We start from the raw sequence: 22,451 nt of genomic DNA on the forward strand, positions 1-22,451 counted from the left end.
CTGCGCCGGATTGTGCGACGCAGTGAACATCGCACCCGGCAGACCCAGAGAACCCGACGCGTAGTACAGCTGGTCCGTCGAACACAGCCCGATCAGCGTCACGTCCACGCCGCGGGCCGCCGCACCCCGCGCGAACGCCGCCGACAGACCCGGGGACGACGGACGCATGTCATGGCCGACCACGATCGCCGCAGCACCCGTCACCTCCACGAATGCCGCACCGAACAGCTCCGCCAGCGACTCGTCCCACTCGTCCGGCACAACGCCACGCACGTCATACGCCTTGACGATGTTCGAAAGATCTGCGGCCACTGCCTGCCCCTCCTGAAGGTTTTGTCCGGTCCGGTCAACCTACCCTGAACCCGGAGCGGTACTTCAGATGATCACAGCGTCAGGAATCGGGCGATCTCAGGACGCGCAGGTGTCCGCGACGCGTCTCGCCGGTGGACGGGCCCTTCTGGCCGGCCCCTCCCGCCTCGGCGGCGCGCTCGGGCGGCCGGGCGGCTTCGCGTACCGCGTTGGCGAGGGCTTCGAGGTCGTCACCGCTGGGGCGCGACGGCGCGGACCCGTCGGACAGGCGGACGACGTCCCAGCCGCGCGGGGCGGTCAGGCGCTCCGAGTGCTCGGCACACAGGTCGTAGCAATGGGGTTCGGCGTAGGTGGCGAGCGGGCCGAGAACTGCGGTCGAATCGGCGTAGACGTACGTCAGTGTCGCGACGGCAGGGCGGCCGCACGCGGTGCGCGAACAGCGACGTACAAGGCTCACGACGTTGGACGGTACCGCACTCTTGACCGGGCCGCGACGACTCTCCCGCCGCTCACTCCCCCGTGTCGTGGCGAGGGCTACCCTGCGGGGGTGACCGACAGCCCGCTGCCTCCCCACCCCGCCGAGCCCCCTGTGGGGGCCCCCGCCGAGCCGCGTCCGCGTCGCCGCGACCGGCACGGGCGCGGGATGCGCGGGCCGGTGGCGCCCCCGCAGGTCCCGCTGTCGGCGAGCCGGGCGGAGCTCTTCGGGGACCTCGTACGGGACTCCGTGGAGCGGCTGGAGCGGCGCTGGCCGCAGCTGGCCGAGGTGGAGTTCCTCGTCGGCGACGTGCCCGGTCCGCCGGGCGGCCCGGACGGCGGCTGGAACGACGAGGCGGTGCCGCTGGGCGCGCTCCAGGAGGCCCGCGACGGCCGGCCGGCCCGGATCGTGGTGTTCCGGCGGCCGGTGGAGATCCGTACGAAGTCGCGGGACGAGAAGGCCTTGCTGGTGCACGAGATCGTGGTGGAGCAGGTGGCGGAGCTGCTGGGGCTGTCGCCCGAGACCGTGGATCCGCGGTACGGGCAGGACTGACCGACCCCGATGACCGGGGGGATCGTCCCGCGCCCTGCCGCCTGCGTTACCCGGTCAGGACCGAGAGGTCCTCGGTGGCCCTGGGCACCGAGACGGTGGAGTGGTCGTCGGACAGGGTCTGGACGGTGAACATCGCGATGCCCTCGTGCGGGAGGGACAGGGTGCGGGACGCGTGGACCGGGCCGCCGGAGAGGGTTTCGACGGTGAGGGCGTAGGCGCCCTTGGCGCCCGCCGGGGCGATGTCGACCTTCTGTGTCGTGCCCGCCTTGACCGTGACCTCCTGGGAGGCCGGTTCCCCGCCGCCGGTGCCGGGCGAGGCCGTCACCTTGACCTTCGCGTCCTTGTCGCCGGGCGCCGTGAGCGTCAGTACGGTCGCGTTCTCCTCGGGCCGGTTGTCGGCCACGGTGGCCCGCGCGCCCACCGGTCCGGCGGCCGGGACGAAGCCGAGTTCCTGCTTGGCGCCGTTGCCGCGGACCACCCGTACCGCCGCGACCACCGGCGTGGCCCGCTTGAGGTCCACCGGGGTCAGTACCAGGGAGCCCTGTTCGCCGCGGGTCACGTCCTTGAGGTCGACGCTCGCCGTCATGCCGGCCTTGAGGTGCAGCTGCTCGTTGTCCGCCGGGGTGATGGGGCCGCCCGGCCCGGCCAGCCGGATCTTCAGGTCCGCGTCCTCCTCGCCCGGGACGAAGGCGACCAGGCGGACTGAGGCGGCGTCGGCCGGGATGCCCGGCAGGACCAGTGAGCCCGCCGGATCGGCGGAGGCCGGCAGCCAGTCGGCGCCCACGCCCTCCTCGGCGGCCTGGACCGAGGCGCCGACCCGGCCGGCCCGGGTGGTGACGTGCGCGGTGGCGTCCGCGAGCTGGATGCCCGGGACCAGGGAGGAGAGCAGGACGGACTTGCTGGACTTGGGGTCGATCCGGATGCCCTCGCCGGTGGCCGCCTCGGCCTTGGCCAGCCCGTCGGGGCCGAAGAGCTTGATGTCGACGACGGCGGCGGCGTCGTCCGGGTTGGTGAGGTGGAGGTAGTCCTCCCGCCCCTTGGCCGTGCCGACCGCCGGGAACCAGAAGTCGGTGCCGGGTGCGGTGCAGCCGACGCCGAGGACGCCGCGGGCCCGGCCGACGGAGACCTTGGTGGTCTGCTGCACGGTCCAGCCGGGGGCCAGGATCCCGTCGGCGCTGCCCGTCAGCGCGGGCGCATCGGCGCCGGAGGCAGTGGCTCCGAAGGGCTTGCCGACCTCCTTGGACTCCAGAACCGGCTTGGCCTCCTTGGTGGCGCCGAGCAGCCGGGCCGAGCCCTTGCCCTCGGCCGGGGCGGCCGCGCCGGGGGTGAAGGCCGTGTACGTGGTCTCCGCGATGTCCGAGGAGCTGGGCGCCGGACAGACCAGCAGGGACCGCTCCACCGGCATCCGGGGCGCGGACGCCACCTTGCCGTCGGCCGCCTTCCCCTCGGGGGAGGGGGCGGTGAGGGAGGCGATGCCGGTGAGGGCTGCCAGCGCCGCGGTCACGGCCGCCAGCGTCAGGGGTGCGCGCTGCTTCACTGCTGGGGGCTCCCGTCGGAACGCGGGTCGTGCGGTGCGTGGGGGTCGTAGGCCTCGTACGTCTCATAGGGCTCGTACGGGTACGGGTACTGCTGCTGGTCCGGCTGCTGCCGGTCCGGCTGCTGCTGGGGGTACGGGGGCTCGTAGCCCTGCTGGTACGGCTCCTCGTACGGCGGCTGCTGCGGCTGCTGCGGCTGCTCGTAGGCGTAGCCGCCCTGGTCGCCGTAGGCCGGGTAGGCGTACGTGTCCTCGCCGTAGGCCGGCTGCGCCGGGATCTCCGCATACGGGTCGGCGGCCACCGCGGCCTCCACGGGTGCGGGGCCGGGCTCGGACTCGGCGCGCAGCCGGCGGGCGCGGCGGCCTTCGCCGGGCTCGCCCGGGCCGGGCTGGGCGGGGATCGCGGCCTCCTCCTCGGGGAGGTCGTCGTCGAGCCGCTCGCGGCGGCCGGGCAGGGCCATCACCAGCAGGACCAGGGCGAGGAGGCCCTGAGTCCAGTGCCAGGCTGTCCTGACGAGGGAGTCCTCGTGGACGAGGTCGAGGCGGCCGCCGTCGGCGGGCAGTTCGAAGCCCTGCGCCCAGCCGTCGAGGGTCTTGGGCTTGAGGGGCTTGCCGTCGAGGGTGGCCTGCCAGCCGGAGTCGGCGCGGTCGGCGATGCGCAGCGTGCGGCCCGCCTCGCCGGCCGGGATCTTTCCGTGGGCCTCCACGGGGCCCGCGGCGACCGGGATCGGTGCCTCGCCCTGCTTGCCGGAGACGATGACGGCGCGGGGCAGCCAGGGCTCGACGCCCCACAACGCGGTGCCGTCCTGCTGGTGGCGTCGGCTGAGGCCGGGGGTGGCGTCGAGGACGCGGCGGATCTCCGCGGGGCCGCCGGGGCGGAACATGACGAAGCGGATGGCGTAGGCGCTGAGCTGGCTCGACTGGTCGGCGCCGGAGCCGGCGACGAGGTTGGAGACGACCTTGTCGAGGCGGGGGTCGCTGCCGGTCCGGGCGGCGGTCTCGGCGTCGCCGAGGCGGCCGCCGGAGCCGCGGACGAGGCTGTAGGAGACGGTGCCGGGCCGGTCCAGGCCGAGGATCAGGGTGCGGGTCTGGTTGTCGTCGCCGCTTGCGTCGGCGACGAACGCGGGGACCTGCACGGGGTCGCGGCGCTGGAGCGGGCCGTCGGCGCCGGCGACCAGCCAGGCGGCCGCGGCGAGCAGCGGTCCGGCGGCGGCGGCGAGGGCGATGAGCGCGGCCAGCGGCTGGCGCCAGCCGAAGCTGCGCGCGGCCACGCGTTCCCTGGCGCCGTCCGCGCCGAGCGCGGCGGCGGCCAGCAGGGCCAGTCCGTAGACGAGGGTGGCGGGGCCGGCCCAGCCGCTGCGGTTGAGGACGACGGCGAGGAGCAGGGCGGCCAGGGCCACGGCCCAGGCGGCGCGGACGGCGAGCTGCCGGTCCGTGCGCAGCAGGGCGGCCAGGGCGGCCAGGACGATGCCGGCGAGCAGCAGGCCGCCGGTGGTGCCGGGGCCGCCGGGGCTGGTGCCGAGCAGGTCCAGGGCGGTGGCGGAGCCGGCTCCGTAGGGCAGTCCGGCCTCGTCCAGGAGACGCCCGGGGTGCGTGAACAGGCCGAGCGACCAGGGGGCGAGGACGAGGACCGGGACGGCGAGGGTGGCGAGCAGCCGCGCTGCGTACGTCTTCCATTGCGTCTTCGGCTGCGCGGCCTTGGAGCGCGCGAGGCGCAGGACGAGCGCGGCGGCGCCGAGGACTGCGGCGAGCGGCCAGACAACGGGCGTGAAGGCGGTGGCCAGGGTCAGCAGGAGGGTGTACGTCCACACCGCTCGCCGGCCGGTGCGGTCGCCGTCGGCCCCGAGGGCGAAGGCGGTGACGGCGGAGCGGGCGATCAGCGGCAGCAGGACGGCGAGGACGGCGGTGCCGAGGCGGCCGCCGGCGAGGGCTCCGGTGACGGCGGGCAGGAACGCGTAGGCGATGGCCGCCCAGGCGCGCAGCAGCCGGGAGGCGACGAGCGGCCGGGAGGCGAAGTAGGCGGCGAGTCCGGCGAGGGGGACGGAGCCGACGAGGAGCAGGGTGAGGGCGGCCTGGGTGGAGCCGAAGAGGAGCGTGGCGAAGCCCCCGAGGACCGCGAGGTAGGGCGGGGCGTCGGCGGTGGAGCCGGTGGAGACGGCCTGCCAGCCCTCGGTGTAGGCGCGCCAGAGGTCGGGGCCGCTGTCGGGGGCGGGGAGCAGGGCGCCGCCCATGAGCGAGCCGCCGCCGATGAGGGCGCGGCAGGCGCCGAGGGAGAGGAGCAGGAGGAGGCCGAAGAGGACCGGCGCGGGGTTGCGGGCGATCCGCTTGAGGCGGGCGAAGCGCTCGGTCTCCTGGAAGTCCTCCTCTCCGGGGGCGGTCAGGATGCTGCCTCCGCCGTGCCGGCCGGCGGGGGCGGGGTCGGTGTCGCGGCCGTCGGCGAAGTAGCCGGCGAGCTGTTCGGCGTTGGCCCGCAGGGAGGCGCCGGGCGGCGGGAAGAGCGGGCGCAGTTCGGCGGCGGGGACGGCGGGGCGGCGGCGGCGCCCCCGCGCGGCGAGGATGCGGCCGGGGCGCAGCAGGGTGGCCAGGAGGCCGGTGAACTCGTCGACGGCCTGGCCGGGGGCCTTGCCGATGAGGTAGGCGAGGGTGCGGAGCACGGTGCCGAGCAGGACGCGCAGCAGGACGTAGGGCAGGGCGCGGCCGGAGCTGTTGGCGAGCATCGTGTAGACGGCGCCGGCCTTGTCGACGCGGTGGGGGCTGGCGCTCGTACGGCCGGCGCAGTCGACGGTGCGGCGTTCGCGGGCGGAGGCCTCGGCGTGGCGCATGACGGCGTCGGGCGCGACGAGGACGGTGTGGCCGGCGCTGTGGGCGCGCCAGCACAGGTCGACGTCGTCGCGCATCAGGGGCAGGCGGCGGTCGAAGCCGCCGAGGGCGTCGTAGACGTCGCGGCGGATCAGCATGCCGGCGGTGGAGACGGAGAGGACGGGGCGGACCTGGTCGTGCTGGCCCTGGTCCTGTTCGCGGCGGTCGAGTCCGGTCCAGCGGCGGCCGCTGCGGGCGATGGTGACGCCGGCTTCGAGGAGCTGCTTCTTGTCGTACCAGCCGCGCAGTTTGGGGCCGATGACCGCGGCGTCGGGGTTCTCGTCGGCGACGCGCAGCAGTTCGGTGAGGGCGTCGGGTTCGGGGGCGCTGTCGTCGTGGAGGAGCCAGAGCCACTGGACGGGTTCGCCGTGGGGGAGTTCGGGGAGGTCGTACGCGTCGTCGCGCCAGGTGCGGCTGACGGGGTCCCAGCCGCTGGGGCGCTTGAGGTACGGGAGGTCCTCGGGGGTCAGGGTCCCGGCGGTGCGGGCGGCTTCGTCGACTGCGGCGCCGAAGCCGGTGCGGCGGGCGAGGTGCAGGACGCGGTCGTCTCCGAAGGCCTCGGTGAGCAGTCGCGCGGATGCGTCGGCGCTGCCGGTGTCGGCGGCGACGTGGTTCTGCGCGGGGCGTTCCTGGCCGAGGAGGCCGGCGAGTGTCCGGGGCAGCCAGCGGTCGCCGTCGTGGGCGACGAGGACCGCGGTGACGACGTGCCGGGGGAACTCGGGTGTGGCGGGGGCCTGGTACGAGGCCGCCGACTGGCTGTGCAGGGACATCGCTGTACGGGCCCTCCGGCCTGGGGGTCCCCCGGACGGAGTCGGGGGGAGGATCCGGGGGTGGTGTTCCCTCGGAGGCTGCTGGACAGCGCCCCACCCTAACGGCTGGAAAAGCGACGGTCCGCCTCCGGCGGGGAAGGTGCGGGAGGCGGACCGTTTGCTCTGTGCGATGCGGTTGTCGGTCGTGCGGTTCGATATGTCGTGCGATGTGCGGTAGGTGCCCGGCGGGATGCTTCCGGGTGGTATCAGACCGCTGCCTTTTTCAGGCGGCGGCGCTCGCGCTCGGACAGGCCGCCCCAGATGCCGAATCGCTCGTCGTTGGCGAGGGCGTACTCAAGGCATTCCGAACGGACTTCGCAGGCGAGGCAGACCTTCTTTGCCTCGCGGGTCGAGCCGCCCTTCTCGGGGAAGAAGGACTCGGGGTCGGTCTGGGCGCACAGAGCGCGCTCCTGCCATCCGAGCTCCTCGTCCGCCTCCTCGACCAGCAGTTCCTGAAACAGCTCGGTCATGTGCGCCCCTCGCTCTGTCTGTGCGTCCCCGTGGTCATGTCGTCACTGATCGCTACGTAACGACACGAGTGAAATTACAAGTGCGTGGCTCCAGCGCAGTCAAGCCGAGATCTGCTATTGGGCCCCTTATTCACTCTGCGGAACCAAGGTTATGCAGAAAGTGTTCATATCGCCAAAAATCGTGACACATGCCACGCGCGCCGCACGATGCCCGCCTTCACCCGTATTCGACGTGTCACTCCGAGGTGGAGGTTGCGATCCGGACACAGAAGCGGCCTAGATCACATTCCGATCACGACATGGCGGGTTCGGTTTGAGCTGGCGCACAGCGCACATCCCCCGGTTCCGCCTGCACAAACCTTTCTCCGTACGCGGTAACCGGATGAGGTGAAACTTATGCCCCAAATCAGACATTGGGTTGACAGCCCGGCCCGCGACCCGGTCTCCTTGTCCGCATGTCAGCGCCCGCAGCCGCCACCCGGACCCCCATTCGTGGGTTCCTGTGCGCTGCCCAGGTTCGCTGTTGCTGTTGCAGCTGTTGATGCCTTCGGAGCTTCGGCTCCCCTGAGCTCCGGCCGCCCCCACAGCAACCGCCAGCACGACTGACACCGTCGAGGTAATCCCCACGATGAACAGCACCACCACTCCCGGAACCACCCCCACCGCCCGCAGCAGCAGCAGCAGCAGCAGCAGCGAGAGCGACCTCCAGATCGCCGGCGACATCCTCGCCGTCCAGCACCTCCTCCAGCCGCCCCGTGAACACCCGGCCACCGTCGCCGATTTCGTGGGCCTCGCCCGCTCCATCGCCGAGGACCGCGCCTCCTGGGAGCACCTCGTCCGCTACGACGCCACCACCCGCTGGTACCACCGGCTGCACACCGGCCCCGGCTACGAGGTCTGGCTGCTGAGCTGGGTCCCCGGCCAGGGCAGCGGCCTGCACGACCACGGCGCCTCCTCCGGCGTGCTGACCGTCCTGGACGGCGAGCTCACCGAGCACACCCCGCGCGGACCGCTCACCCACCGCCCCGGCGCGCAGCGCGTCTTCGCCCCCGGCTACGCCCACGAGGTCGTCAACGACAGCCTCGACGGCGCGGTCAGCCTGCACGTCTACTTCCCGGGCCTGACCGAGATGCCGATGCACCACTGCTCCCCGGCCCGCCCGGAGTCCGTACCTGCCTGACCAGGTCCGTCCGGGCCTGACAGACTTCGGTGCATGCGCATTGTTGTTCTGGCCGGCGGTATAGGCGGCGCCCGGTTCCTCCGCGGACTCAAGTCGGCCGTGCCCGACGCTGACATCACGGTCATCGGCAACACCGGTGACGACATTCACCTGTTCGGGCTCAAGGTGTGCCCCGATCTGGACACGGTGATGTACACCCTCGGCGGTGGCATCAACGAGGACCAGGGCTGGGGCCGCACCGACGAGTCCTTCACCGTCAAGGAGGAGCTCGCCGCCTACGGGGTCGGACCCACCTGGTTCGGCCTCGGCGACCGCGACTTCGCCACCCACATCGTCCGTACCCAGATGCTCGGCGCGGGCTACCCGCTGAGCGCCGTCACCGAGGCCCTCTGCGACCGCTGGCAGCCCGGCGTCCGGCTGCTGCCCATGTCCGACGACCGCGTCGAGACCCACGTCGCGATCACCGAGGCCGGCGCCGGCCGGCCTGGTTCTGCAGAGCGCCGCGTCATCCACTTCCAGGAGTACTGGGTCCGGCTGCGCGCCTCGGTCGACGCGGAGGCCGTCGTCCCCGTAGGGGCCGAGCAGGCCAAGCCCGCGCCCGGCGTGCTGGAGGCCATCGCGGCCGCCGATGTGATCATCTTCCCGCCGTCCAACCCGGTGGTCTCGGTCGGGACGATCCTCTCCGTGCCCGGCATCCGGGAGGCCGTGGCCTCCTCGCAGGCCCCGGTCGTGGGCCTCTCCCCCATCGTCGGGGGCGCCCCCGTGCGCGGCATGGCCGACAAGGTGCTGGCCGCGGTCGGCGTCGAGTCCACGGCCGCGGCGGTCGCCCTGCACTACGGGACCGGGCTGCTCGACGGCTGGCTCGTGGACACCGCCGACGCGGACGCCGTCGCCGAGGTGGAGGCCGCCGGGATCACCTGCCGCGCGGTGCCGCTGATGATGACCGACCTGGAGGCCACCGCCGAGATGGCCCGGGCCGCGCTGGACCTGGCGGAGGCCTCGCGGTGACGGTCGTGCCCCCCGACCGCGTGCCTCCGGCGCGCGTGCCCTCGTACGAGGTGCGGGCGGTCGACGGGATACCGGAGGTCAGGGCGGGCGACGACCTGGCCAAGCTGATCGCGGTGGCCGCGCCCGGGCTGCGGGACGGGGACGTCCTGCTGGTCACCTCGAAGATCGTCTCGAAGGCGGAGGGCCGGATCGTCGAGGCCGATTCCCGCGACGAGGCGATCGACGCCGAGACCGTACGGGTGGTCGCGCGCCGGGGGCCCCTGCGGATCGTCGAGAACCGGCAGGGGCTGGTGATGGCGGCGGCCGGGGTGGACGCGTCCAACACGGCCCCCGGCACGGTGCTGCTGCTGCCCGAGGACCCCGACGCCTCGGCCGCCGCGATCCGCGCCGGGCTGCGCGACATCCTCTCCGTGGACGTCGGCGTGGTCGTGACGGACACGTTCGGGCGGCCCTGGCGCACCGGGCTGACGGACGTGGCGATCGGCTCGGCCGGGGTGCGGGTCCTGGACGACCTGCGCGGCGGCAGCGACGCCCACGGCAATCCGCTGAGCGCGACGATAGTGGCGACGGCGGACGAGCTGGCCGCGGCCGGAGACCTGGTCAAGGGCAAGGCGGCCGGTCTGCCGGTGGCCGTCGTACGCGGGCTGGCCCACGTACTGGGCGAGGGGTCGACGGCCCGGGACCTGGTGCGCACGCCGGCCGACGACATGTTCCGGCTGGGCACCTCGGAGGCGGTACGGGAAGCCGTGACGCAGCGGCGTACCGTACGGGCCTTCACGGCCGGTCCGGTGGACCCGGGCGCGGTCCGGCGGGCGGTGGCGGCGGCCGTGACGGCCCCGGCTCCGCACCACACCACTCCGTGGCGGTTCGTGCTGCTGGAGTCGGCGGCGGCGCGGCGGGAGCTGCTGGACGCGATGCGCGACGCGTGGGTCGCGGACCTGCGGGCGGACGGCAAGTCCGAGGAGTCCATCGCGAAGCGGGTGCGGCGCGGGGAGGTGCTGCGGGCCGCCCCGTACCTGGTGGTGCCGTGCCTGGTGGCGGACGGGGCGCACGACTACGGGGACGCCCGGCGCGATGCGGCGGAGCGGGAGATGTTCGTGGTCGCGATGGGCGCGGGCGTGCAGAACTTCCTGGTGGCGCTGGCCGGGGAGCGGCTGGGGTCGGCGTGGGTGTCCTCGACGATGTTCTGCCGGGACGTGGTGCGCGAGGTGCTGCGGCTGCCGGACGACTGGGACCCGATGGGGGCGGTCGCGGTGGGGCATGCGGCCGAGCCGCCGCGGGAGCGGCCGGGGCGGCCGGCGGAGGACTTCATCGAGGTGCGGTGAGCGGGCGCGGCAGGCGGGTCACGACTGCCACGCGGCGACGAAGGACATCAGAACGCCGGACGCGGTGAAGAGGAGACCGCCCCTGAGGAGCCCGAGGAGGAGGACCATCTTCCACATGGATCTGACCATGGCGGGGCCGGGGCGGCGGCGCCATGGAGCGACCGCTCAGAGCTTGCCGATATCGGTCCGGGGCATCTTCGGAGTGCGACGGGGCGGTACGCGGCCCGCGAGGAGGGTCAGGCGGGCGGCGCGGTGGCGCTGGCCGGCGTAGGGGGCGAGGAGCTCCAGCATGGCGGCGTCGTCGGCGTCGCGGTCGCCCGCGAGGGCGTAGCCGACGATGCCGGGGAGGTGCAGGTCGCCGGTGGTGACGGCGTCGGGGTCGCCGTTGCTGCGCTGGAGGGTCTCCGCGGAGGTCCACGGGCCGATGCCGGGCACGGCCTCCAGCCGGGCGGCGGCCTGCGCGGGCGCCATGGCGGCGGCCTCCTCCAGGCGGTTCGCGACGCGGACGGCGCGGAGGATGGTGGCGGAGCGTTTGGCGTCGACGCCGGCCTTGTGCCAGTCCCAGGACGGGATCCGGGCCCAGGTGGCGGTGGCGGGCATGACGTACAGGCCCTGCGGGTGCGGATGCTGCGGGCCGGGGGCGGGCTCCCCGTACTGCCGTACGAGGCGGCGCCAGGCGCGGTAGGCCTCGTCGGCGGTGACCTTCTGCTCCAGGACGGTGGGGATCAGGGACTCCAGGACCAGTCCGGTGCGGGTGAGGCGCAGGCCCGGGCGGCGGCGGTGGCTGGCGTGCAGGAGGCGGTGGCGGGGGACGAAGGCGGCGGGGTCGTCGCCGGCGCCGAGGAGTGCGGGGAGCTGTTCGAGGATCCAGTCGGCGCCGGGACCCCAGGCTTCGGCGTCGATGTCGCCGGCGCCGTTGTCGCTGCCGCTCTTGGATACACGGAGCGTGGCGGGGCCCTGGGGGGTCTGGCTCGCCTTCCAGATGGAGCCGTCGGGGGTGATGCGGAACGTGGGGTCGGCGGAGCCGCGCCGGAGCGGGCCGAGCGTGAGCCCGAGGTCGACGGGGCCGTCGGGGATCCAGCGGCGGCCCTTGGCCCCGGCTCCCGCGGCGCGGCCCTGCCCGGGAGGTACGTCGGTGCGGCCTCCGCGCGCGGCGGTGGGGGTGAGGGGATCGAAGCGGCCGGCCATGCGTCGAGCGTATCCCTGAGGCCGGGCGGGCGGACCCGGCCCCACCCCCGGTGGCTCCGCCCCGCACCCCGCGCCTCAAACGCCGGCGAGGCTGAATCTGCCCCGCTCAGTGGACACGTGCCGGCACAGGAACGGGCCTCCGCCCCGCGCCTCCCGGCAAGGCTGAATTTGCCTCCTCAGTGGGCACGTGCCGGCACAAGACCGGGGCGCCGCCCCGTGCCTCGAAGGGCGGGCGGGGCCATATTCAGCCTCGCCGGCGTTTGAGGCGCGGGGTCTGGGGCGGAGCCCCAGGGAGCCCGGGCGCAGCCCGGGGCCGCTTGCGCAGCGGCGGTGCAGACGGCGACCCCGCGCCGGCGATTGAGGCACGGGGCGGAGCCCCGGGGGTGGGCCCAGGGGTGGGGCCCAGGGGTGGGGCCCAGGGGGCCTGCGGACCGCCGGGGGCTACGGGCGGCCCTGGAGTTTGGCCGACGTCGTGCGGGTGGCCGGGAGTTTGCCGTACAGCTTCTTGCCGGGGCATTCCGTGGCGAAGCCGTCCCGGTGGCCCGAGATGACGTTCATCGACACGTTCTTGCCCTTGGTGTAGAGGTTGCCGCCGCCCGATTTCAGGGTCGTCTTCGCCCGCGGGTCCCTGCCGAAGAAGCCGAGCTTCCAGGCCGTGAGGCGGGCGACCGCGTCGACCGCCGCCGCCGGCGGGGCCGTGGTGGTGTAGGTGCCCAGGACCGCCACGCCCATGCTGTCCGTGTTGAAGCCCATCGTGTGCGCGCCGAGCACCGGCTTGGAGACCCCGCCCGCGCGGCCCTCGTAGACCGTGCCGCACTTGTCGACGGCGAAGTTGTAGCCGATGTCCCGCCAGCCGCTGCTCAGCACGTGGTAGCGGTACAGGCTGCGGATCACGGCCGGCGCGTCCTTGCAGGCGTAGTTGTTGCCGGAGGCGCTGTGGTGGACGAAGGCCGCCTTGACCGTGTTCGTGTAGACGAAGCCCGACTCGCGCAGGCTCTCGTCCGCGCCCCACCCCTTGCGGGTGACGATGCGCGGGCGCGGGCCGATGTAGGGGCGGGCCGCCTCGCTCAGCTCGCCTTCGCTCGCGAAGATCGCGTCGGCGGTGGAGTCGGCCTTGTCGAGGGCGGTGATCTCGTTCGCGCCCAGCTCGGCGTGCGGCAGGTTCGCGGCGGAGGACTCGGCCATCTCCATCGTCATGCCCGGCACCGCCACCTCCTCGCCCTTGTCGTCGCCTTCGGGGTCGCTGTTCTTGCCGTCCGACGCCGACGGCGGCGTTTCCGCACCCGGGTCGACGAGTTCGATCCGCATGCCCGAGGGCAGCCGGGAGGCCGCGCGGCCGGCCGGGGCGTCCGGTTCCGCCTGGACCCGGACCTCGACGCCGTCGGACGCGCCGACCCACAGGGGTGCGGTGGCGCCGCGGACCCGGCCGGAGCCGCGTTCCGCCGCGTCGGGGTCGGCCGCGTGCTCGCTGTTGTGCGTCTCGACGTCCTGCCAGTCGGACCAGGTCGCCGTCCGCAGGGAACGGGTGCGGACCTGGACCCGGCCGTGGAGCTGGGTCGCGACGTCGTCCCAGACGACGCCGACCAGCGAGAACGTCTTGACCTCGCGGGCGGCCAGGCCCTGTGTCTCGGGGAGGCGGGGCGAGGCGCTCATGCCGGGGACGCCGGGGGTCCGGTCGGCCGAGGGTCCCAGGGGGACGAGCGGCAGCGACTGGGTGGACCCGGCGGGGGTCACGGGGGAGCCCTCAGCCAGGGCCGGAGTAGGGAGCGCGAGCGGCAGGGCCAGTGCGGCAGCCGTCGCGACGCCGATCGAGGAAGCAAGGAATCCACGCATGAAAAGGATCGTGAGTACCCCCGGCGCCCGGCGCCATCCGGGAACTGACGCTCCGTCCGGTGGCGGAGCCCGCATCGCCCCCCGGACGGATGAGCCGGGGGCCGCCGTACGGGGGAGGGGCCCGCGTACGCTGGGGCGGGTGAACGCCAACGACCGCACCCCTGCCGACCTGCTGCGATCCGCGCTCGCCGCCGATCCGGGCCGCCCGCTCGTCACCTTCTACGACGACGCCACGGGCGAGCGGGTGGAATTGTCCGTCGCCACCTTCGCCAATTGGGTGGCGAAGACCGCCAATCTGCTCCAGGGCGACCTGGGCGCCGAGCCCGGCGACCGGCTCGCGCTGATGCTCCCCGCGCACTGGCAGAGCGCCGTGTGGCTGCTCGCCTGCGCCTCCGTCGGGGTCGTCGCCGAGGTGGACGGCGATCCGGGCGACGCCGACCTCGTCGTCAGCGGGCCGGACACCCTGGACCGGGCCCTGGCGTGCGGAGGGGAGCGGGTGGCGCTCGCGCTGCGGCCGCTCGGCGGACGGTTCCCTCAGCCGCCGGCCGGGTTCGCCGACTACGCCGTGGAGGTGCCGGGGCAGGGCGACCGCTTCGCTCCCTTCGTGCCGGTGGATCCCGAGGGGCCGGGCCTGGCCGTCGGCGGCGAGGAGCTCTCGTACGCGGCACTCACCGCCCGCGCCCGCGAGGACGCGGCGAAGCTCGGTCTAGGTGAGGGCTCGCGGGTGCTGACCGGGCTCGGCTACGACACCTGGGAGGGGCTGTCGGCGGGGCTCTTCGCGCCGCTGGCCGCCGGCGGGTCCGTGGTGCTGTGCCGGAATCTGGAGCGGCTGTCGGCCGACGGGCTGGCACAGCGCACCGAGAGCGAGCGCGTCACCCACACGGTCTGACCGGCGGCCTGCCCCCCTCACCCACACTGATTGATGTCGAGAACGGGCGATTTGTCACCCACATGGCCCTAGACAGGGCCCTGCCCCCGGGCCCCTGCCGCATCCCGGAGGGAGGATCGGCAGTGGCCGTGCTCACTCGTACGGCTGCTTGTCGTAGCGGCGAGGGGACGGACGCCAGTGACGAAGAGCGGAGGCACGCCGGGCGGGCTCGATGCGGCCGCCGGAGGCAGTCCCAGGCCTCCGCACAGCCGCAGGCGCCGCCTGCTGCGCTGGATCGGTCTCGGGGTCGCCTTCCTGGTCCTGGCGGGGGCGGCCACCGGCTGGTGGCTCTACAACAAGCTCGACGGGAACATCACCGAGGACACCTCGGCGGCGGCCGAGCTGCGGCGCTACGAGCGCGAGCGGCCCGCACACTTCGCCGCCGGGGCCCAGAACATCCTCCTGATCGGCTCGGACTCGCGCTCCGGCAGCGACAACGCCCGGTACGGACAGGACCAGGGCACCCAGCGCTCGGACACCACGATCCTGCTGCACCTGCCGGCGGACCGGCGGAGCACGACAGCGGTGTCGATACCCCGGGATCTGATGGCGGAGATACCGGCCTGCCTGAAGGCGGACGGGAGCCGCAGCGACGAGCGGTTCTCGCAGTTCAACTGGGCCTTCCAGTGGGGCGGGGCCGCCTGCACGATCCGTACGGTGGAGAAGATCACCGGAATCCGGGTCGACCACCACATGGTGATCGACTTCGGCGGCTTCAAGAAGATGGTCGACGCCATAGGCGGGGTGGAGGTCTGCCTCAAGGAGCCCATGAACGACTCCGAGGCCAAGCTGCGGCTGCCCGCCGGGCGCCAGACCCTCCAGGGCGAGCAGGCGCTCGGCTTCGTACGGGCCCGCTACAGCCTGGGCAACGGCAGCGACACGGAACGGATGGAGCGCCAGCAGCAGTTCCTCGGCTCGCTCGTCAGGAAGGTGCAGAGCAACGGGGTTCTGCTCAATCCGGGCCGGCTGTACCCGCTGCTGGACGCGGCGACCTCCTCGGTGACCACGGACCCGGCACTGGCCTCGCTGCGCGGCCTGTACGAACTCGCACGGGGCATACGGGACACACCGACCGACCGGGTCATGTTCCTGACCGTGCCCCGGAAGCCGTACGCCGCCGACCCGAACCGCGACGAGCTGGTCGAGCCGGACGCGGCCCGGCTGTTCCGGCAGCTGCGGATGGACCTGCCGGTCACCGTCACCCCGCCGCCGCCCGAGCCGGAGCAGAAGCCCGAGCCGAAGCCCGTGAGCACGATCGGGCCGGCGCCGGTCACGGGGACGGCGGCGGCCGCGGATCCGACGGATCCGGCCGAGGGGGGAACCACCCCGGCCCCCGTGCCCGTCCCCACCTTCACCGGGACCACCGCGGGGACCGCCGACTGCCGGTAAAGCAATCCCAAAAGCCGGTGCCCGAATCGAGCGGTATGGGTGGTTCACCCCGTTATAAGGGGAGTGGAATTTGTCACCAGCATGGTTTGCAGCCGAATCTGACGGATAAGGTGAGCGATCCGGTGCCCCGGCCGGACCAGAGACCGGGCACCCGTAGCCGGATCGTTGACCGTGCGCCCCGGGGAGGCGCGTCGCGAGGCACCCGACGGAGGATCGAGCAACCGTGGATGCGCAGAGCCGTGGGCGGGCCGATGAAATCGACCCCGCAGACCAGTGGGTGCTCAACCCCCGCACAGGCAATTACGAATTGCGACTGGGCAACCCCGCAGCGCAAACGCGCCGCACGTCGGTAGCCCCGCCGCGCAGATCCTCCCCGTCGGCGCCGGCGCCCACCGCACCCTCCCCCGGCGTACCGGGGCCCCGGCGCGGCGACGGCCCGCCCCCCGGCGGCCGGCGCGGCGGCCGTTCCCGCAAGGTCGGCGGTGGCGGCGGCCGGCGCAAGAAGGCGCTGGTCATCACCGGCGGGACGCTGGCCTTCCTGCTGGTCGGCGGTTCGGTGGGGGCGTACCTCTACTACGACCACCTGAACGGCAACCTCAGCATCACCGACGTCGGGGGCGCGGGCACCGGCGGCTTCAAGAAGGACCAGGCCATCAACATCCTGGTCATCGGCACCGACAAGCGCAGCGGTGCGGGCAACGAGGGCTACGGGGACAAGGACAGCGTCGGCCACGCCGACACCACGATCCTGTTCCACGTCGCGAAGGACCGGACGAACGCGACCGCGCTGTCCATCCCCCGCGACCTGATCGCCAACATCCCGGCCTGTCCCACGAAGCAGCCGGACGGTTCGACGAAGACGATCCCCCCCACCAAGGGCACCCGCTTCAACACCAGCCTGGGCCAGGAGGGCCGCGACGCGGGCTGCACCATGCGCACGGTCAAGGAACTCACCGGGATCGAGGTCGACCACTTCATGATGGCCGACTTCAACGCCGTCAAGACGCTGAGCACGGCGGTCGGCGGAGTACCGGTGTGCCTGGACAAGGCCGTGAACGACGAGGAGGGTTCGCACCTCAACCTGTCCGCCGGCCCTCACCGGCTGGAGGGCGAGCAGGCCCTGGCCTTCGTCCGTACCCGGCACGGCTTCGGCAACAACAGCGACCTCGACCGGATCAGGATCCAGCAGCAGTTCCTGGGTGCGATGATGCGTGAGATGAAGTCGAAGGAGACGCTGACCAGCCCCAAGAAGTTCCTGTCCCTCGCGGAAGCGGCCACCAAATCGCTGAGCGTGGACTCGGGGATCGGGTCCATCGGCAAACTCACCGACCTGGCGGGTGAGTTGAAGAACATCGACATGAAGAACATCACCTTCACCACCTTGCCGGTGTCCGACAACCCGGCCGAGCCGGAGGGCAAGAAGGCGACGGTCGTCGTCAATGAGGCCCTGGCCGGTCCGCTGCTCCAGATGATCCGGGGGGACGTCTCGCTCACGGAGGTCGAGAAGAAGGAGCAGGCCGCGAAGGACGCGGCCGGCGCGGACGCGAAGGCCAAGCAGGACGCGCTGCTCCAGGGCGCCAAGGCGCCGGCGGCGGACGTACGGGTGGACGTCTACAACGGCGGCGGCCCCAAGGGCTCCGCGTCCACCACCCTGAACTGGCTGCAGAACAGCAAGGGTGTGGCCAAGGCCGGCAGCCAGGGGAACGCTCCCGCGAAGGTCGGCGCCACCCAGCTCGAGTACGCACCCAACCAGGCCGACCAGGCCCGGGCGTTGGCCGAGATGATGGGGCTCCCGGCCACCGCGATGAAGATGGGCACGGCGGACGCGTCGGCGAGGACGCCGATGAAGCTGACGCTGGGACCGGATTTCAAGGAACCGGGCGCCCCGCTGGCGCCCCCGGTGCCGCAGGAACTGCCCGAGGACGTCCAGCAGGCCCAGGCCGACAAGGCCGTCTGCGCGAAATAACGGGCTGAAGCCGGCACGACCGGCGCCAAGCCGACCATAAGAGGATCTTGAGGGGGACACGTGAGGCAGAGCAGCGTGCGGGGGGAGGGGGCGTCCGCCCAGGCCGCCGGTGACATATCCGGCGGCGGTGCGGGCGCGCCCGGCACGGTGCCCCCACCGCGGGGCGGGTCCAGACCGGCCCGCCGGCCGGCCGGCCGCCCGACCCGGCGGGGCCGGCGGCGCGTCCTGCGCTGGGTGTCGTCCGTCCTGTCCCTGCTCATACTCGGGACGGCGGCGGCCGGTTACCTGTACTACCGCCACCTGAACAGCAGCATCAAGACGGACCCGCTGAACCTCGGCGAGACCAAACTGGGCGGTTCCAAGCCCAACGCCTTCGGGCAGACCCCGCTGAACATCCTCCTCATCGGCTCCGACGCGCGCAACGACGCGGCGAACCAGGCTCTCGGCGGGGCTACGGACACCTTCGACGGCCCGCCGCTCGCGGACGTGCAGATGCTGCTGCACCTGTCCGCGGACCGCAGCAACATGTCCGTGGTGTCGATGCCGCGCGACACGATACTAATGATGCCCAAGTGCACCGAGCCGAACGGCAAGGTGCACCCCGCCAGCCGGGGACTCGTCCAGACCAACGAGTCGCTCCAGCGCGGCGGACCGGGCTGCACGGTCGCCGCCTGGACCGAGCTGACGAAGATACCCATCGACCACTTCATGATGATCGACTTCAAGGGCGTGGTCTCGATGGCGGACGCCATCGGCGGCGTCCCGGTCTGCGTCGAGCAGAACGTCGAATCCCGCACCCGCGACGGCAAGGGCTCCGGCCTGAAGCTGCCGGCGGGCACGAGCGTCATCCAGGGCGAGCAGGCCCTGCAGTGGCTGCGCACCCGCTACGGCTTCGAGGACGGCACGGACATCGGCCGCACCCACGCCCAGCACCAGTACATGAACTCCATGGCCCGCGAGTTCCGCAAGAACGCCAAGCTCACCAACCCGGTCAAGCTCAACAGCCTCGCGCAGGCGGCCATCGACGCCATGATCGTGGACCCCGGCCTGAACAAGATCGACAAGCTGTACGACCTCAGCATGGAACTCAAGAAGGTCCCGCCGGGGCGGATCACCATGACCACCATGCCGTGGGTCTACAGCACGCGGCCCGGCATGGACGGACGGGTCGAGCCCATGGCGGGCGAAGCCGAGGACGTGTTCAGGATGGTCCGCGAGGACATCGCGCTCGACGGCAAGGGCTCGGGAACCCCCACGGGCGCCCCGTCGGCCGCCGCCACCACCCCGGCTCCCCCGGCCCAGGCGCCGACCACCGCTCCGGCCGCCCCCGCCGCAGCGCCCGCCAAGATCGCGGTCAGCGTCCGCAACTCCACCGGCGGCAAGGACGGCGCCCGGGCCAAGGCCAAGGACCGGGCGAGCCAGGTCGCGGCGCTGCTGACGGGCAAGGGCTTCACCAAGGCCACCGCCGACACCCAGACCGGCGCCGAGGACACCACGGTGGTCCGCTACGCCGGAGACGGCCAGGCGGCGGACGCCGCCGCCGTGGCCACCGCGCTCGGCCTGCCGGCCTCCTCCGTGCAGAAGTCCGACGAGGTAGCGGGGATCATCCTGTTCGTCGGGAAGGACTGGCGGACCGGCGACGCGCCCACCCCGCCGCCGCCCGCCCCGACCAAGGCCCCGGACTCCGCCCACGCCCTCAACGGCGACAACGACAAGGCGTGCATGCCGGTCCAGCCCGGCTTCACCTGGTGACGCCCTCCCCCGGCTGACGCACGGGGATCGCCCTCCGCTCGCGTGAGGGGGCCTTGGGGCCGCGTACGCGAAAGGGGCCCGGCGCGGCGGCTGTGATCCACGACAGCCGCCGCGCCGGGCCCCTTCGTACGCCTCAGACCTGCGAGGAGTCGCGGTAAACGGCCGGGCGGCGGCTCGCGATGACCTTGTCGGCGAGCGCGCGCGGGCTGGTCAGGAAGCCGTAGCCCCAGCACATGTGCATGGTGGCCAGCGCGACGGGGATCTGCGCCCGGGCCTTGAGGGAGAGGCCCTTGCCCATCGGGACGGAGCCCGCGGCGATCGCCGCGAGGTAGCCGGCCGGGACGGCGAAACCGAGCGGGGTGAGCGCCACGCCCACGACCACGCCCGCCGCGATCGCGCAGACCAGGGTCGGCGGGGCCAGGTAGCGCACGTTGATCGAGCCCGCGTGGTAGCGGGCCACCACGTGCCGCCACCGCCCGTAGTCCTTGTACTGCTTGGCGAGGGCCCGTACGGAGCGCCGCGGGCGGTACTGGACCTTGAGCTCCGGGGAGAACCAGATCAGGCCGCCGGCCTCGCGGATGCGGAAGTTCAGCTCCCAGTCCTGGGCGCGGACGAACTCCTCGTTGTAGCCGCCCGCCTGTTCCAGCGCCGCGCGGCGGAAGACACCGAGGTAGACGGTCTCGGCCGGGCCCGCCTCGCCGCCGGTGTGGAACTTCGCGTTGCCGACACCGATCTTCGAGGTCATCGCGGCGGCGACGGCCTCTTCCCAGGTGTTCTGGCCCTCGGCGTGCATGATGCCGCCGACGTTCTGCGCACCGGTCTCCTCCAGGAGGCGTACGGCGGTGGCGATGTAGCTCGGCGAGAGCATGCCGTGGCCGTCGACGCGTACCACGATCGGGTGACGTGAGGCCTTGATGGCGGCGTTGAGGGCCGCCGGGGTCCGGCCGGTGGGGTTCGGGACGGTGTGGACTCGGGGATCCTCGGCGACGAGCTCGGCGGCGATCTCGTCGGTGCGGTCCGTGGACGGCCCCAGCGCGATCACCACCTCCATCTCGCCCGCGTACTCCTGTTCCAGGATGTGGCGGACGGAGTCGCGGAGGTAGTGCTCCTCATTGAGCACCGGCATGATCACCGAGACGGCGGGCTGCTGGGTGGGCATGTGGTCCTTCACGGTCGGGTACCGGTGTCACGTTACCGCGTACGGGGGAACCGGGTGCGCGCCGAGTGAGCGGTACGGACAGAGGCTGATCGTATGGGCCTACTGTTCTGACGAATCAGACCGATCCGACCCGTCCCCCGACTGGTGTTCCAGCTGATCCCCGCGGAGGTGTCCACCGTGCCCCAGCCGCACCGTCCCACCCGTCCCGCCAGGCCGCCCCAGCCGCAGCGCGCACGGCGCGGCGGTACGGGCGGACCGGTCCGGCGCCGCGGTGAGCGGCCCCGGTGGGGGGTGCGGCTCGCGGGCGGGCTGGCGGTGGCGGTCCTGGGCTCCGGGGCCATCGGGCACGCCGTGATGACCGGGCTGGACACCGGGATCGACCGGGTGGACCCCTTCAAGGACATGAAGAACCGCCCGCAGGCGGGGCACGGCCTGAACGTCCTGCTGGTCGGCACCGACGGCCGGGAGAAGATCAGCCCCGAGGAGAAGCGCGAGTACCGCCTCGGCGGGGCGCCCTGCCACTGCACGGACACGATCATGCTGGTGCACCTGTCGGCCGACCGGGAACGGGCGAGCGTGGTCAGCCTGCCCCGCGACAGCTACGCCGAGGTGCCCGCGCACCGGGACCTGGTCACCGGCAAGGCGCACAGGGCGCACCCGGTGAGGCTGAACGCCGCGTACGCGGAGGGCGGCCCCAACCTGACCGTGCGGACCGTCGAGAACATGACCCGGGTGAAGATCGACCACTACCTGGAGGTCGACTTCACCAGCTTCATGAAGACGGTCGACGCGATCGGCGGCGTGGACATCTGCACCGCCAAGACCATGCGCGATGCGAACACCGGCCTCGACCTGCTGCCGGGCAACCACCGGCTGAGCGGCGGACAGGCCCTGCAGTACGTGCGCTCCCGCCACATCGACGGGGCCTCCGACCTCGGCCGGATGCAGCGCCAGCAGCGGTTCATGGCCGCGCTGATCAAACAGGCGGCCGGCGGCGGGGTCCTGCTCAACCCCGTGAAGTTCAAGCAGGTCAGCTCCACACTGCTCGGCTCGGTCCGGGCCGACAAGGGCTTCGGCTCGGAGCAGATGCTCGCCCTCGGGCAGGCGATGCGCGACTTCGCCCCGTCCTCCTCGGAGTTCGCCTCCGTGCCCGTCGGCAACCCCTCCTTCCCGGTCAAGGGCATCGGCTCCACGGTGAAGTGGGACGAACCGAAGGCCGCCAAGCTGTTCGAGGCGCTGCGGGAGGACCGGCCGCTCGCCCCGGCCCGGCCCGGGAAGACCGGCGCCCGGCCGGCGGCGGTGCCGGTGGACGTGCCCCCGCAGCAGGTCCGGGTCCAGGTGGAGAACGGCACGCGGATCGACGGGATGGGCGGCCGGGTCGACGCGGCGCTGCGCGCCACCGGCTTCGACACCACCGGGGCCCCGGGCAACGGCGCCAGCCGCGAGGTCAAGCGCACGGTGGTCGCCTACGACCCGCGCTGGGACCGCTCCGCCCGGTCGGTGGCGACCGCGCTGCCGGGCAGCGAGCTGCGGGCGGTGGCGGGCCAGGGCCGGACGGTGCTGGTGATCGCGGGGGCGGACTACAGCAAGGTGGTGCCGGTGCGGGCGGAGGACCCGTACCAGGGCTCCTTCGGAGTGGTCACGGGCGACGAGGTCGTCTGCGGGAAGTGAGGGCGCCTCGTCGGCGACCGCCGGCGGGGTCACTCGCCGGCGCC

General features: G+C 73.2%; 16 protein-coding genes and 1 pseudogene. 9 read left to right on the forward strand and 8 right to left on the reverse strand.

Annotation, left to right across the window (positions count from 1 at the left end; genetic code table 11):
* Together manB and J7E94_RS31335 are read right to left on the reverse strand one after the other, a co-directional pair.
* Nucleotides 1–312, reverse strand: a pseudogene (gene manB / locus J7E94_RS31330) (phosphomannomutase/phosphoglucomutase); the annotation flags it as partial.
* Nucleotides 313–391: 79 nt separating this feature from the next.
* Nucleotides 392–766 carry a DUF3499 domain-containing protein gene (locus J7E94_RS31335; protein ID WP_308345559.1) on the reverse strand — a complete coding sequence of 125 codons (375 nt, stop codon included), beginning with the start codon at nt 764–766 and terminating at the stop codon, nt 392–394.
* A 90-nt stretch (nt 767–856) separates the two neighbouring features.
* Here J7E94_RS31335 and J7E94_RS31340 point away from each other — a divergent pair, with 90 nt between their 5' ends.
* Nucleotides 857–1,336 carry a metallopeptidase family protein gene (locus J7E94_RS31340; protein ID WP_374224522.1) on the forward strand — a complete coding sequence of 160 codons (480 nt, stop codon included), beginning with the start codon at nt 857–859 and terminating at the stop codon, nt 1,334–1,336.
* Between the two features lie 46 nt (nt 1,337–1,382).
* Here the strand turns inward: J7E94_RS31340 and J7E94_RS31345 are convergent, their stop codons facing one another.
* The 3 genes from J7E94_RS31345 to J7E94_RS31355 all read right to left on the reverse strand — a co-directional run bounded on the left by J7E94_RS31345 (nt 1,383) and on the right by J7E94_RS31355 (nt 7,008).
* A complete protein-coding gene (locus J7E94_RS31345; protein ID WP_215020207.1) occupies nt 1,383–2,873 on the reverse strand; it encodes a DUF5719 family protein in 1,491 nt (496 codons plus the stop codon).
* Nucleotides 2,870–6,499: a glycosyltransferase family 2 protein gene (locus J7E94_RS31350; RefSeq protein ID WP_215020208.1), complete on the reverse strand. Its 3,630-nt coding sequence runs from the start codon at nt 6,497–6,499 to the stop codon at nt 2,870–2,872. The genes J7E94_RS31345 and J7E94_RS31350 overlap by 4 nt, the downstream gene beginning before the upstream one ends.
* Before the next feature lie 245 nt (nt 6,500–6,744).
* Nucleotides 6,745–7,008 carry a WhiB family transcriptional regulator gene (locus tag J7E94_RS31355; protein WP_003983763.1) on the reverse strand — a complete coding sequence of 88 codons (264 nt, stop codon included), beginning with the start codon at nt 7,006–7,008 and terminating at the stop codon, nt 6,745–6,747.
* Nucleotides 7,009–7,636: 628 nt separating this feature from the next.
* Here J7E94_RS31355 and J7E94_RS31360 point away from each other — a divergent pair.
* Genes J7E94_RS31360 through J7E94_RS31370 form a run of 3 tightly spaced genes read left to right on the forward strand, consistent with a single transcriptional unit; the run spans nt 7,637 to nt 10,521 of the window.
* Nucleotides 7,637–8,188 (forward strand): cysteine dioxygenase family protein, encoded by a 552-nt coding sequence (locus J7E94_RS31360; RefSeq protein ID WP_215020209.1) that lies wholly within the window; start codon nt 7,637–7,639, stop codon nt 8,186–8,188.
* A gap of 33 nt (nt 8,189–8,221) precedes the next feature.
* A complete protein-coding gene (gene cofD / locus J7E94_RS31365) occupies nt 8,222–9,196 on the forward strand; it encodes a 2-phospho-L-lactate transferase (protein ID WP_215020210.1) in 975 nt (324 codons plus the stop codon).
* On the forward strand, nt 9,193–10,521 hold the full coding sequence (locus J7E94_RS31370; RefSeq protein WP_308345562.1) for a coenzyme F420-0:L-glutamate ligase: 1,329 nt from the start codon (nt 9,193–9,195) through the stop codon (nt 10,519–10,521). The genes cofD and J7E94_RS31370 overlap by 4 nt, the downstream gene beginning before the upstream one ends.
* Nucleotides 10,522–10,686: 165 nt before the next feature.
* Here J7E94_RS31370 and J7E94_RS31375 read toward each other — a convergent pair whose 3' ends face one another.
* Nucleotides 10,687–11,709: a DNA-3-methyladenine glycosylase gene (locus J7E94_RS31375; protein ID WP_215020211.1), complete on the reverse strand. Its 1,023-nt coding sequence runs from the start codon at nt 11,707–11,709 to the stop codon at nt 10,687–10,689.
* A gap of 441 nt (nt 11,710–12,150) precedes the next feature.
* Nucleotides 12,151–13,542: a peptidoglycan recognition protein gene (locus tag J7E94_RS31380; RefSeq protein WP_215020212.1), complete on the reverse strand. Its 1,392-nt coding sequence runs from the start codon at nt 13,540–13,542 to the stop codon at nt 12,151–12,153.
* A gap of 139 nt (nt 13,543–13,681) precedes the next feature.
* Here J7E94_RS31380 and J7E94_RS31385 point away from each other — a divergent pair, with 139 nt between their 5' ends.
* The 4 genes from J7E94_RS31385 (at nt 13,682) to J7E94_RS31400 (ending at nt 19,577) form a co-directional block, all read left to right on the forward strand.
* Nucleotides 13,682–14,431, forward strand: a complete 750-nt coding sequence (locus tag J7E94_RS31385; RefSeq protein WP_215020213.1) for a TIGR03089 family protein — start codon at nt 13,682–13,684, stop codon at nt 14,429–14,431.
* A 177-nt stretch (nt 14,432–14,608) separates the two neighbouring features.
* Nucleotides 14,609–15,859, forward strand: a complete 1,251-nt coding sequence (locus J7E94_RS31390) for an LCP family protein (RefSeq protein WP_215020214.1) — start codon at nt 14,609–14,611, stop codon at nt 15,857–15,859.
* Nucleotides 15,860–16,082: 223 nt separating this feature from the next.
* Nucleotides 16,083–17,825, forward strand: a complete 1,743-nt coding sequence (locus tag J7E94_RS31395) for an LCP family protein (protein WP_215020215.1) — start codon at nt 16,083–16,085, stop codon at nt 17,823–17,825.
* Nucleotides 17,826–17,885: 60 nt separating this feature from the next.
* Nucleotides 17,886–19,577, forward strand: a complete 1,692-nt coding sequence (locus J7E94_RS31400; protein ID WP_308345564.1) for an LCP family protein — start codon at nt 17,886–17,888, stop codon at nt 19,575–19,577.
* A gap of 133 nt (nt 19,578–19,710) precedes the next feature.
* Here J7E94_RS31400 and J7E94_RS31405 read toward each other — a convergent pair whose 3' ends face one another.
* Nucleotides 19,711–20,736, reverse strand: coding sequence for a glycosyltransferase family 2 protein (locus J7E94_RS31405; RefSeq protein ID WP_215020216.1), 1,026 nt, complete (start codon nt 20,734–20,736; stop codon nt 19,711–19,713).
* A 291-nt stretch (nt 20,737–21,027) separates the two neighbouring features.
* Between J7E94_RS31405 and J7E94_RS31410 the strand changes: the two genes are divergently transcribed.
* Complete coding sequence (locus tag J7E94_RS31410; protein WP_215020244.1) at nt 21,028–22,407, forward strand: LCP family protein; 1,380 nt, start codon at nt 21,028–21,030, stop codon at nt 22,405–22,407.
* Nucleotides 22,408–22,451: the final 44 nt, after the last annotated feature.

The organism is Streptomyces sp. ISL-94 (assembly GCF_018614075.1).
In the GTDB taxonomy this organism is placed as follows: Bacteria; Actinomycetota; Actinomycetes; order Streptomycetales; family Streptomycetaceae; genus Streptomyces.